The 12,312-nt window shown below is 64.2% G+C and carries 12 protein-coding genes; 3 read left to right on the plus strand and 9 right to left on the minus strand.

Annotation, left to right across the window (positions count from 1 at the left end; translation table 11 throughout):
* The first annotated feature begins 67 nt into the window (after positions 1-67).
* Complete coding sequence (locus tag G5V57_RS24625) at positions 68-550, plus strand: Hsp20/alpha crystallin family protein (protein WP_246737350.1); 483 nt, start codon at positions 68-70, stop codon at positions 548-550.
* 20 nt (positions 551-570) lie between these two features.
* Here the strand turns inward: G5V57_RS24625 and G5V57_RS24630 are convergent, their stop codons facing one another.
* The 7 genes from G5V57_RS24630 to G5V57_RS24660 all read right to left on the minus strand — a co-directional run bounded on the left by G5V57_RS24630 (position 571) and on the right by G5V57_RS24660 (position 8,475).
* Complete coding sequence (locus G5V57_RS24630) at positions 571-2,154, minus strand: GMC family oxidoreductase (RefSeq protein WP_165170334.1); 1,584 nt, start codon at positions 2,152-2,154, stop codon at positions 571-573.
* A gap of 8 nt (positions 2,155-2,162) precedes the next feature.
* Positions 2,163-3,230 (minus strand): branched-chain amino acid ABC transporter permease, encoded by a 1,068-nt coding sequence (locus G5V57_RS24635; RefSeq protein ID WP_165170335.1) that lies wholly within the window; start codon positions 3,228-3,230, stop codon positions 2,163-2,165.
* Between the two features lie 9 nt (positions 3,231-3,239).
* A complete protein-coding gene (locus G5V57_RS24640; protein ID WP_165170337.1) occupies positions 3,240-4,127 on the minus strand; it encodes a branched-chain amino acid ABC transporter permease in 888 nt (295 codons plus the stop codon).
* A gap of 5 nt (positions 4,128-4,132) precedes the next feature.
* A complete protein-coding gene (locus G5V57_RS24645) occupies positions 4,133-4,852 on the minus strand; it encodes an ABC transporter ATP-binding protein (RefSeq protein ID WP_165170339.1) in 720 nt (239 codons plus the stop codon).
* Entirely contained in the window at positions 4,849-5,649 is an 801-nt protein-coding gene (locus G5V57_RS24650; RefSeq protein ID WP_165170341.1) for an ABC transporter ATP-binding protein, read from the minus strand. The genes G5V57_RS24645 and G5V57_RS24650 overlap by 4 nt, the downstream gene beginning before the upstream one ends.
* A 75-nt stretch (positions 5,650-5,724) precedes the next feature.
* Positions 5,725-7,023: an ABC transporter substrate-binding protein gene (locus G5V57_RS24655; RefSeq protein WP_165170343.1), complete on the minus strand. Its 1,299-nt coding sequence runs from the start codon at positions 7,021-7,023 to the stop codon at positions 5,725-5,727.
* A gap of 54 nt (positions 7,024-7,077) precedes the next feature.
* Complete coding sequence (locus G5V57_RS24660) at positions 7,078-8,475, minus strand: amidase (RefSeq protein ID WP_165170345.1); 1,398 nt, start codon at positions 8,473-8,475, stop codon at positions 7,078-7,080.
* A gap of 137 nt (positions 8,476-8,612) precedes the next feature.
* Between G5V57_RS24660 and G5V57_RS24665 the strand changes: the two genes are divergently transcribed.
* Positions 8,613-9,569, plus strand: a complete 957-nt coding sequence (locus G5V57_RS24665) for a LysR family transcriptional regulator (RefSeq protein WP_165170347.1) — start codon at positions 8,613-8,615, stop codon at positions 9,567-9,569.
* Positions 9,570-9,588: 19 nt separating this feature from the next.
* Here G5V57_RS24665 and G5V57_RS24670 read toward each other — a convergent pair whose 3' ends face one another.
* Positions 9,589-10,701: an HPP family protein gene (locus tag G5V57_RS24670; RefSeq protein WP_165170349.1), complete on the minus strand. Its 1,113-nt coding sequence runs from the start codon at positions 10,699-10,701 to the stop codon at positions 9,589-9,591.
* A 218-nt stretch (positions 10,702-10,919) separates the two neighbouring features.
* Between G5V57_RS24670 and G5V57_RS24675 the strand changes: the two genes are divergently transcribed.
* A complete protein-coding gene (locus tag G5V57_RS24675; RefSeq protein WP_165170351.1) occupies positions 10,920-11,432 on the plus strand; it encodes a GAF domain-containing protein in 513 nt (170 codons plus the stop codon).
* 110 nt (positions 11,433-11,542) lie between these two features.
* Here G5V57_RS24675 and msrA read toward each other — a convergent pair whose 3' ends face one another.
* On the minus strand, positions 11,543-12,262 hold the full coding sequence (gene msrA, locus G5V57_RS24680) for a peptide-methionine (S)-S-oxide reductase MsrA (RefSeq protein WP_165170353.1): 720 nt from the start codon (positions 12,260-12,262) through the stop codon (positions 11,543-11,545).
* Positions 12,263-12,312 lie beyond the last annotated feature (50 nt).

A 12,312-nucleotide genomic window follows, 5' to 3' on the forward strand; every position in this document is an offset into this window, starting at 1 on the left:
ATCGATGAACCCCAAGCCTGGCGCGCCCTCTTCTGGACCGCGCCCCGCCATGAAGGAGGAAAAACGCATGAACAAGGCTCACTTGCCGCAAATGTTCGGTAATCGCTCCAATGCGGGGCTCGACATGTTTCGTTCACTTCAGCGCGAGATCGACCACCTGTTCGAGGATTTCTCGCTGGGAATGCCAAGACTGGGTGATGCCGGGAGCGGCTTCATGTTGGTCACCCTTGACGTCGCGGAGACGGACAAGGCCTTCGAGGTGACGGCCGAACTCCCGGGGGCGGCGCCCGAGGATATCGATATAGCGCTGAAGGACGACATGCTTACCATCAAGGCCGAGAAGAAGGCGGAGAAGGAAGACAAGCAGAAGAACTACCATCTGAATGAGCGCTCATACGGCATGTTTCAACGTTCCTTCATGCTCCCGGTCGGCATCGATGCCGGCAAGGTCGAGGCGAGCTTCGACAAGGGCGTACTCAAGATCACCCTGCCCAAGCTGCCCGAGGCTACGAGCAAGGTCCGCAAGATCGCGGTCAAACCGGGCGCTTGAGACGAACTCGGGCCGATGCTCTAGCCGCCGACGATCATCAGCGCGGCACGTTCGGCGATCATGATGGTCGGCGCGTTGAGATTTCCCGAGACCATCTTTGGAATCACCGAGGCGTCGCTGACGCGGATCCCTTCGAGACCGTGCACCTTGAGGGTGGCGGGATCGGTCACGGCCATCGCGTCCGTGCCCATGCGGCAGCTCGACGAGGGATGATAGAGCGTCGTCATATGGCCGCGCACATAATTCGCGATCTCCTCATCCGTCCGGCATTCGGCGCTGGGCGTGACCTCGCAGGCGATGAGTTGCTTGACCGGCGACTGCTGCATGATGCGGCGGTTGATCTTGACCCCTTCGACCATGGTGGCGAGGTCGAGGCCCTCCGGGTCGCTCACGAAATACTTCGGATCGATAGAAGGGTGTTCGATCGGATTGGCGGAGCGCAGCTTGATCTCGCCGCGGCTGTTCGGCCGCTGGAGCGTCGAGTGCGTCGTGATGCCGGACTGGCCGGCGAGGAAGCGGGCATAGTCGCGGTGCGGGCTGATGGCGCCGTAGAGTTGGAGGTCGGGTTCGATACCGGGGCGGCTGCAGACATGGCCGCCCGAGGCCACCCAGGGCGAGGTGCGGATGCCGGTACGCCGGTCACGCCATTCCTCGAAGCTCTTGGCGATGATGTCCTCGGTCCAGGCGCCGATGCCCATCGGTTCGTTCGTGTAGAAGGTGATCGGGATATTGAGGTGGTCCTGCAGGTCCTTGCCGACGCCCGGCAGATCATGGACGGGATCGACGCCTACGGCCTTGAGCTCATCGGCCGGGCCGATGCCCGATAGCAGAAGAAGTTGCGCCGAACCCACAGCGCCCGAGGACAGCACGACCTCGCTTTCGGCATAGGCCGTCGCCGGAATGCCGTCGGCAAGGTACTTCACGCCCTTGACGCGGCCGTTCTCGATGATCAGCCCCGTGACGAGCACCCCGGACTTGAGCGTCAGGTTCGGTCGTTCGAGGGCAGGGCGCAGATAGGCCTTGCCGGTGCCCCAGCGCTCGCCGTTCTTGATGGTGAACTGGAAGAGGCCGACGCCCTCCTGCTTCTCGCCATTATAGTCGGGATTGTATGCGTAGCCCGCCGCTTCCGCGGCCTCGATCCACATCCGCTCATACACATCGACATAGGGCACGTTGCCGATATGCAGCAGGCCCTCATTGCCATGGTAGGGGCTATTCCTGATATCGGCATTGGCTTCCGAATAACGGAAGACAGGGAACACGTCCTTCCAGCCCCAACCTGCGCAGCCCATCGCTTCCCATCCGTCATAGTCCGACGGCAGGCCGCGGATATAGATCATGGCGTTGAGGGCGCCGGAGCCGCCGATCATCTTGCCGCGCGGCCAGAAGATGCGGCGGCCGCGGCAGCCGGCCTGCGGTTCGGTGTAGTAGCCCCAGTCCGCGCTGGTGTTGAACATCGTCACCCAGTCGGCGGGAACATCGCTGGCGATCGGGGCGGACCGGCCCGCCTCGAGCACGAGGACCTTGCGGTCCGGATCCGCGCTCAGACGGTTTGCGAGCACACAGCCGGCGGAGCCGGCGCCGATGATGATCGTGTCGTACATGGAACCCCTCATTTCCCAGCCGCGGCCGGATTCTCCTGAAATTTGGTCTTCGGCGCCGTGCCGTTCCTGTGGCGCAGCCAGTGCACGAGGTCACCCAGCCGGCCGACGAGACCCTTCGGCATGAGGATGACGGATAGTGCAATGATGAGGCCGAGGCCGAGGGTGCGGAACTCGCCCATCTCCCGCATCAGTTCGTCCGCAGCCACCAGCACGACGGTGCCGACGAGCGGCCCCCAGAATGTGCCGACGCCCCCGACCACGGCGATCGCGATGATGAACAGGAGCTGCGACAGGGACAGAATGCCCGGACCGATGGCCTGGAAATGCGCCGCGTAAAAGCCGCCGGCCAGCCCCGTGAAGAAGGCGGAGATGCCGAAGACGAGAAGCTGCGCCTGGAAGCGGTTGACGCCGCGCGCCACCGCATAGCCGGGATTGTCCTTCAGCGCCCTGAAGGCGAGACCGATCGGGCTTTTGACGATGACATAGGTGAAGGTCATCGTGACGGCGAAGAGCGCTGCCACGATCGCGTAGTTGCCGACGAGCCACTGGCCCTTGAGCAGCGCCCGGGTTCCGAGGTCGCCGAAGCGGGCAAATCCGACCGCTCCGCCGGTGAACTGCCGGCAGATCGAGCCGACCATGGTGAAGCACTCGGTATCGGTGACGATGAGCAGATACATGGTCTGGGCGATCGCGAGCGTCAGCAGCGCGACATAGACGCCGGTGAGCCTGAGGCAGGCGAGGCCGATGATGAGGGAGAAGACGACGGCGGCGAGCGCACCGGGCAGGAGGGCTGCCCAGACGTTCCAGCCGAAATAGAAGCAGATCATCGCGGTCACGTAGCCGCCGAAGGCGAAGATCGCCATTTGGACCAGCGAGAAGATGCCGGAGAACCCGAAGAGCAGGTTCCACTGCGAAGCGATGGTCGCGTAGAACAGCGCCAGCACGACTTGGCCGAGCACGTAGCGGCTATCGACCAGGAAGGGGAGGGCGACGGCGGCGGCGACGAGAAGCAGACTGATGACCAGATCGGCGCGAGCGGAGCCGGAGACGCGTTTCGAGCGGGAGGCTTGGGTCATGACGGCACCTCACATGCGACGGATCTGGGTACGGCCGAAGAGGCCCGCCGGCCGCCAGATCAGGACGGCGATGACGACGAAAAGCAGCGTCGGGAAGCCCCAGCGCGCGCCCGCGGCGTATTGGACGAAGGCTTCGAGCAGTGCCAGGCCGAAGGCGGCGGCGACGGCGCCCGGCAGATTACCGAGACCGGCCACCACGCACATGATGAACGCTTTCAGCATCGGGTCGTTGCCGAGCGGCGGCGAAAGCTGCGTCATCGAACTGACCATGACGCCGCACACGCCGGCAATCGCGCCGGAGAGGACCAGCACCTGGAAATAGACGCGGTTGACGGCGACGCCCATCAACTGGGCGGTCTCGCGGCTCTGCGCGGTGGCGCGGATCGCCCGGCCCATGCGCGTGCGGCCGAGCAGGAGTGCTATCAGGACCATGAGCACGATGACGACGAAGACGATCAGAATGTTCTGGTAAGGCACGCTCACCGGCCCCAGAGCAAGCGAGCCGCTCGTCGAGATCGGCTGCTTCAGGGGCTGGCCGCCGAAAACGAGCAGGATCGCGTTTTCGAGCGCGATGCCGACGCCGACTGTGGCGATCATGACGCTGGATTCGAATGTCGGCTTGTCGCCTTTCAGCAGGTTGCGCACGATCAGGAAGTAGAGCAGGCCACCGGCGACGGCGCCGACGAGGATGGCACCGGCGAAACCGACGAAGACCGGCAGGCCGAGGGCGGAGGAGAAGGTGAAGGCGGCATAGCCACCGAGCGTCAGCATGGCGGCGTGCGCCATGTTCAGCATGCCCATCGAGCCCCAGACGAGTGAGAGGCCGATGGTGGCGAGCGCATAGAGCGCTCCCATCGTCAGTCCGGCGATGAGAATGGCGGAGATGATGTCGAACATGGCCCTCAGCCTCCGAGATAGGTTGCAAGGAGCTCGTCGCGGGCGAGGAGCTCGGCGGCCGGGCCCGACCAGACAATCTCGCCGTCGTCCAGCAGATGGAGGTGATCGGCAAGGTCGGCGACGCGTGCCGGATTCTCCTCGATGAGAAGGATGGTGCGGCCGCTTTTCGAAAGCTCCGTGATGACGCCGTAGATCTGCTCGATGATCAGCGGCGCAAGTCCGAGCGAGGGCTCGTCGATGAGCAGGATCTCGCCGTTCATCATCAGCCCGCGGCCGATGCCGACCATGCGACGCTCGCCGCCCGAGAGCGACGAGGCGATTTGCTGGCGCCGGTCGGAGAGCTTTGGCAGGAGCGTGTAGACCTCGTCCAGCCGGCGGTCGATCTCCGCCTTCGAGGGCGCCAGATAGGCGCCCATCAGGAGGTTTTCGAGGACGGTCATCTCCGGGAAGAGAATGTCGCCCTGGGGCACATGGGCGACGCCGAGCGCGGCGATGGCGTGGGGCTTGGCGAGCGTCGGGCCGCCATTGATGCTGATCGTGCCGGATTTGAGCGGCACGAGGCCGGAAATGGTCTTGAGCAGCGTCGACTTGCCGTGACCGTTCGGGCCGACGACCGTCACGAATTCTCCGGCCGCGACGTCGAAGGAGATGCCCTTGAGGACGGTCAGTTCCCGGTAGCCGGAAACGACATTCGAAAGGCTGAGAATGGGAGGTTTGCCGCTCATGCCTGCGCCCCGCCTTCCGTGAAAAAGGTCTTGAGGCGCTTCCGCGTGCCTTCTCCGAGATAGGTTTCGACGACGATCGGATCCTCCGCCACGGCGTTTGGCAGTCCCTCGAAGATCTTCTTGCCGTGGTGCATGATGATGACACGGCTCGACAGCGCGAGCAGGAAGCGCATGACGTGCTCGATCAGGACCACCGTGAGCCCGCCCGCCTTGAGCCGCTCGACCAGGCCGATGATGTGGTCGATCTCCTTGGTGTTGAGGCCGCCGACAGGCTCGTCGAGAAACAGGAGCTTGGGCTTCGTGGCGATTGCGCCGGCGATCATCAGCAGTTTGCGATCGAGGACGGGTAATTGGGCAACCGTGACGTCGTCCTTGTCCGCCAGGCCGACGAAGGCGAGCGCCTCGTCGGTGTGCTCGCGAACGTCCCGGCCGAGTCGCAAGCCCGGCACGGCGCGCCTCGCCCGGCCGAAATAGGCGGCCACGTCGATGTTCTCGCGCACCGTCAGGCTCTCGAATGCGGCATTGAGCTGAAAGGTGCGGGCGATGCCGAGTTGGCAGATGCGGTCGGCGCCGACGCCCGTGATGTCGTGACCGTCGAAGCCTATGCTGCCGTCCGTGGCGGGAGTGACGCCGGTCACCACATCGAAGAAGGTCGTCTTACCCGCCCCGTTGGGTCCCCCGATGCCGACGATCTCGCCGGGCGCGACCGTCAGCGACATGCCGTCGACGGCGGCCAGAGAGCCGAACCTCTTCACGACATTGGCGCATTCCAGCAGTGCTCGACTGCCGTTCTTCATTGTCCGCTCCTTCGTCATCGGCACCGGCCGCGGCGCGGCCGGTGCGGAGAGTCAACGTCGTTGGTCTTGATCGGCTTATTTGATCCAGGGCGGCAGCAGGAAGTCGTGGGTCGCATAGAGCGCCGGAGCGACGAGCCTCGGATCCGTCGTGTGGTCCTGGTGCTGCAGGAACTGGTGCGGCATGCCGAGCGACGGATCGGCCACCTGCGTCGGGTAGCAGTAGGCCGATTGGCCGGCGGGATCGGCCCGGTATGTGCCGTTGACGCCCCGATAGATGTTGCGGCGCATCGCGGCGGCGACCTTGCGCACCTGGTCCTTGTTGAACGGCTCACCCGGACCGCCGGCGATCGCTGCCGCGATCGCCCACATCCACAGGCCGTCATAGGTCTGCGAGCCGGTGATATAGGCCGAATTCGGTCCGAACTTCGCCCGGTAGGACTCGCGGAAGGGTTTGGAGAATTCATCCGGCAGGCAGCCGACGACGGTCGAATAGATGACACCGTTGACATTCGCCCCGCCGATCTCGCGGAATGCCGGAAGCGACGGGCCGTATTGCATATAGACCAGGCTGTTGGTCGGCTGCGTCAGGAACTGCACCATGAACTGCGCGAGGTCCTGCGGCAGGAAGTGGGTGACGATGATCGCTGCCGGCGGATCCTGCCGCAGCTTTGCCAGCGTCGGCCCCCACTGGTTGGTCGGAAACGGCACGGTCTCGAAAAGGCTGACCTCGAAGCCGTAATCCTTGGCCTTGTCGCGGATCGCGTTGGCGATGACGATCGAATACTCGTTGGCCGAGGGAATGATGGCGATCTTCTTGTTAGGCGCCGTCCACTTGCCACCGTCGGCCAGCGTCTTCAAGAAGTTCAAGCAGCCCGGTCCGTACCAGAACTCCGGCGGATCGCCCTGAAACGAGCCGTAATAACGTTCTGAATCGGTCTTGAACTTCTCATTGTGCGAAATGAGCGTGTTGTAGTGCATCATGATGACGTCGTTGTCGGCGGCGACGTCCATCTCGATCATGTTGGTGCCGAGATTGTAGCCGTTGATGATCACCGGCGTGTTGAATCGGTCGACCAGGCGCTGCATGGCCTGCGACACGAGGTCGGCGCCCATCTCCTTGGTGTCTTCGATGTGGAGTTCGATGGGGCGGCCGAGAACGCCGCCCGCGGCGTTGATCTCCTCTGCCGCCAGTTCGAGGCCATTCTTGAACTCGATGCCGTCCGCGGCGGCGATGCCGGACATCGGCAGCGCCGAGCCGACGGGAATCGGCGCGGAATCCTGCGCCCGGGTGGCCTTGTTCATATCGGCGAGGAGCACCCCGCCGGCGGCGCCGGCGCCCAGAGCTCCCTGAAGCATCGCACGTCTATTCATCATAACGGTTTCCCCTCCTGATTTTGGTTGTGAGTGTTGCGTGTCGTCTGGCGGTTGTTACGGGAAGATCGTCTCCAGGCTGGCGGCGGCGGACAGGACGCGGGCATCCTCGCCGCGCGCGCCGACGATCTGAAAGCCGACCGGAAGCCCCGCGGCGGTGAAACCGCACGGGACGACACAGGCCGGCTGCTGGCTGAGATTGATCGGAAAGCTGAAGCCCGCCCATTCGGTCCAGCGCCCGAAGGTGCTTCCCGCCGGCACTTCGACGCCCGCGTCGAAAGCCGCCAGCGGCGTCGCCGGCGACACGAGGAAGTCGTATTTGGCCAGCAACCTGTCCATGGCGGCGCCGTATTCGCCGCGCCGTATCTGGGCGCGGACAAGCTGCGTCGAGCTGTAGGCGGCGCCGGCCGCGGCGATCTGCACGAGGCCCGGATCAATAGCGGCACGCGCGGGCTCGGGGATCGCGGCGAGCCTTGCGGCAGCCCCTGTGAACCAGTGATGATGGAAGAGATCGAGAAGATCGCCGGTTGGAAGCTCCACCGGTTCGACGAGGGCGCCGGCTGCAGTCAACCGGGCGACGGCGGCCGCTATGATCGCGGCGACTTCTGGATCGAGGACGCCAGCCGCGGGTTTCGACCAGTGGCCGATGCGCTTGCCCGCGAGGCGCGCCATGGGCTCGCCGCCGAGCGTTGACAGTTCACCAGGCCCTTGCGCCCAGTCGCGCAGGTCGCGCCCGGACATGGCCTGCAGCATGGCGGCCGCATCGGCAGCACGTCGCGCCATCGGGCCGACATGCGCGACGGTGCCGAACGGGCTCGGCGGATAAGCCGGGACGCGTCCGAATGTCGGCTTGTGACCGACGATGCCGGTGAAGGATGCCGGAATGCGGATCGAGCCGCCGCCGTCGGTGCCGAGATGGAATACGCCGGCGCCGACCGCCGCGGCCACCGCGCCTCCGCCCGATGATCCGCCGGGCGTCTTTTCCCTGTTCCAGGGGTTCCGCGTCACACCGAAGAGGGGGCTGTCGGTCACCGCTTTCCAGCCGAATTCAGGCGTGGTGGTCTGGCCGATGAACACGGCCCCGGCCTGTCGCAGCAGCGCCACGGACGGGGCGTCTTCCTCAAAGGGCGTGGCCGGCGTCGTCGTGCTGCCGTAGCGCACGCTCCAGCCCTTCACCCAGACGATGTCCTTCAGTGTCGCGGGGACGCCGTCGACCGGAGAGAGGGGGGCGCCGTCCTTCCAGCGCCGCTCGGAGGCGGTGGCCGCGTCGAGTGCGCCGTGCCGGTCGATGAAGGTGAAAGCGTTGAGCCCGGGATTGACATCCTCGGCCCGGTCCATCGCGGCTGTGGCGACCTCGACCGGCGAGAGGGAGCGTTTGGCAAAGGCCGCAGCCAGCTCAGCGGCGCCGATGCGGCAAAATTCGTTCGCCCCTTCGAGAGGGTTCTGAAAATGCATTCCTGTCGTTCCCGTATCGTCATCTGGCCTGCATTTGGCGGCAGGCTCGTTCGTGCAACAGATTGAACTGCTTCCGTGCATTCACAAAATGTATTATTTCGTAGAACATCTTACATTTTATGGATCATGGGGCGGCGATGAATCTGACTATCCGGCAGCTACGCTATGTTTGCGAGGTCGCCGGTCTCGGCAGCATCCAGGCCGCCTCGAAGGTGCTCAACATATCCCAGTCTTCGATCCTGGCCGCGATAACGCTGGCCGAGGGGGAGATGGGCGCCCGGATTTTCGAGCGCAGGCCCGCCCGCGGGGTCCAGATCACACCGGCGGGCGTGCGGTTCGTCAGCGCCGCCCGCATTCTGCTTTCGGCGTCCACCGAATTCGACCGGGCTATCGGCGACCTGGCGGATCGCGTGCCCAAGGTGCTGCGCATCGGCTGCTTCGAACCCTTCGGCGCGCTGTTCATGCCGGAAATGCTACGCGCATATGTCGATTATGTCGGTGACGTGGAGATCGACCTTCTCGAGGGCGATCAGGTGCAGCTGCAGGCGTGGCTGCGAGAGGGAATCATCGATCTGGCGGTCCTCTATGACATAGGCCCGATCACGACCGGCACGATGACAAAAATCTGCAAGGTGCCGGCACACGCGCTGCTGCATGCCGACGACCCCTTGGCCGCCAGGGACGCCGTATGGCTCGCCGAAATCGCCACGCGTCCCTTCGTCCTGCTCGATATGCCGCAGACCGCGACATATCTGCTGACGCTCTTCGATATATTGGCGAAGCGGCCGGAAGTTCGCTTCCGCACGCGCTTCTACGAGACGGTCCGCTCCGCCGTCGCCTCAGGTTTCGGCATGTCCATCCTCAACATGCGTCCGATCGGCCGCGCGACGGCGGATGGATCGGCAATCGTGCGTCGTCCCTTGCTCGATGAGCTGCCGCAGCCGTCGTTAATCATCCTGGATCTCTATGGGAATTCGAAGCCCCTCTTTGTCCGGCTGTTCATAGAGATATTCTCCCGGTTCTTCCACGAGGTCGGTCCGGCGCGTTTCTCGGTGACGACACGTGAGAAGGAAACCGAGCTGATGTGGAACTGATCGGCCGATCGGGCCGGCATCAAGTGAGCGCCCGCTTCGGGACATCCTTGCGGCCGTCCCGCGTCAGCAAGGCGCGCGCCAGCGCCACCAGGAGGTCAGTCTGGGTAACGATGCCGGCGATCCTGCTGTCGCCGTCGACAATGACCACCGCATGGTTGCGCCCATTGCTCAGCAAGGGGATGAGATTCACGATCGGGGTGCCGGGTGTGGCCGTCACGGCTTTCGACATGCTGCCCGAAATATGCTCGGTTTCCTTAGCGAGCTCGCGCAGACCGACCGTTCCGACAAGTCTGCGGTCACCGTCCAGCACGGGGAGGGTGCGGAGATCGTGATCGAGCAGCAAGCCGCGCGCGACGGCGCTGGTCGTGTGCTCGTCGACGGTTACGACATCGCGTGACATGATTTCGGCGCTGAGCATGTCGCCATGGGAGCGCGACAGGATCTGGGCCTCGACCTCGCGCAGCAGACGGTCGAGATCGCCGCGGTCGATATCATAGCTCTCGCCCATCTTGATCAGCGCCGCGTCGATGTCGGCACTCTGCACGCCGACGCGCAACGGCGCGGGGCGATCCTTTGTCTTGTGTTCATTGACGGCCGGCGGCTGCGCGACATGCGGATAGCCCCGGCGCGTGAGCTTGTGAAAGCCGATGCCGAGAAGCACGAGCAGTGCCGAATTGATCGCGATGGGCACGAAAGGAAAAAGATAACCTGCATCGGCGACGGCCGAGCCGCCGATGACCGCGGTGAGGGCCGCCGCTCCACCCGGCGGATGCAGGCTCCGTGTGAGTGACATGGCGACGATGGCGAGCGCCACCGCGACGCCTGTGGCGAGAAGCGGATGGGGCAGATAATGCACGACGGTGACGCCGACCAGGGCCGAGATCGTGTTGCCGCCGATGATCGGCCAGGGCTGGGCGAGGGGGCTCGCCGGCACCGCGAAGAGCAGGACGGCCGAGGCGCCGATCGGCGCGACGATCAGCGGCAGGAAGGGGTCGGGTCCGAAACTGAGTGCGCAGAAAAGACCTGTGAGCCCAATGCCAAGGAGCGTGCCGAGGCTGGCGATGAGCCGGTCGCGCAAAGTGGCGCCGGCGAGAATGGGCTTGAACCAGGGAAACTTGCTGGAAGCGGGCATGGGACGACGGCCGGAAGGGATGGGGGCAGGCTCACTACCAAGCTCCCGTGCTGTGTCAAGAAAACCAGGCGCGGACCGGCGTTGCGTTTCCGACGTGGCTTAGGCGCCGCGCCTGCCAGGGTTCGGCGTGAACAGGCATTCAAGCAGGACTATGCTATGGTCAGCCGTTATTTCGATCTAACTGTTACGATAGCCTCCGGGCGATCAAGCGAGGACAGATGTTCGCCGCGACGGCCATCAAGAGCACCGACAAGAAGACGTTCTATCGCGAGCTGTCGGGTCAGCTCGAGGCACTCCTTGCCGGCGAGAGCGATCCGGTCGCCAATGCCGCCAATATGTCGGCTTTGATCTTCGAACAGGTTCCGGATCTCAATTGGGCCGGGTTCTATTTCCTGCGCAGCCCACAGGAGCTCGTGCTCGGCCCGTTTCAGGGCACGCCGGCTTGCGTGCGCATCGCCGTGGGTCGCGGTGTGTGCGGAACTGCGGTCGCGCGCCGCGCCACTCAGCGGGTGGAAGATGTGCACAGCTTTGCCGGCCACATAGCCTGCGACAGCGCATCACGCTCCGAGCTCGTCGTCCCTCTGCTGCGCGCGGGCGAGATCTTCGGCGTCCTCGATCTCGACAGTCCAATGCCCGGGCGTTTCGACGCAGAAGATCAGGATGGAATCGAGCTCCTCGCTGCCATCTATATCGCCGCCAGCGCGCCGATCATCCCGGGCGCGCAAGCCTAGCGCGGGATGCGAAAAAGTGGGCACCGGTTTTTCGCAAGAATCCCACGCTAACCTATAAGAATCGATCACGTTTATGAGTTTGGATTGATTCAATCCAAACTCATCGTGATCTAGTTGGACAGGCCCACCTCCGACACGAGCACGGGATCGTCGCGATAGAGCGCCGGAAACAGGCGCTTCAGATTCTCGACCTTCGGGAGGTCGTTATAGACGATATAGGGCTGGGTCGGATTCAGCGTCAGGTAATCCTGATGATAGGCTTCCGCCGGATAGAATTCGTGGTCCGGCTCGATCTTGGTGACGATGTCCGCATCGAACAGCTTCGCTGAGCCGAGTTGCTCGATATAGGCCTTGGCGACCTTCGCTTGCTCATCATTCACGGGGAATATGGCCGATCGATACTGGGTTCCTCTGTCGGGTCCCTGGCGGTTGAGCTGGGTCGGATCATGCGCGACGGAGAAGTAGATCTGAAGTATGTGCCCATAGCTGATCCTGTTGGGATCGAAGGTGATCCTGACGGATTCGGCATGACCGGTCGCGCCGCCGCTGACCGTCTCGTATTGTGCCGTGTCCGCGGTTCCGCCCGCATAGCCCGACACCGCATTGGTGACGCCCGCGACATGCTGGAACACGCCTTGCACGCCCCAGAAACAGCCGCCGGCCAGGATGGCCGTTTCCGGTTTGGTCGTGGCGGGCTCGTCCAGAACGGGTGCGGGAATGGCGATGCCTTCCTCAGCGGCGGCGATACCGGCGCCGCCGCCGAGAAGGGGAACAAGCATGGCCAGCAGGCGGAGATAGTGAGCTGAAAGCCGGGGAGATGTATCGGTCATCGCGGTGGTCTCCACAAAGCGCACAGGCCAGGCGCGGGTCGTTCGAAGGC

Origin of the sequence: Nordella sp. HKS 07, from assembly GCF_011046735.1 — a bacterium.
Taxonomy (GTDB): domain Bacteria; phylum Pseudomonadota; class Alphaproteobacteria; order Rhizobiales; family Aestuariivirgaceae; genus Taklimakanibacter.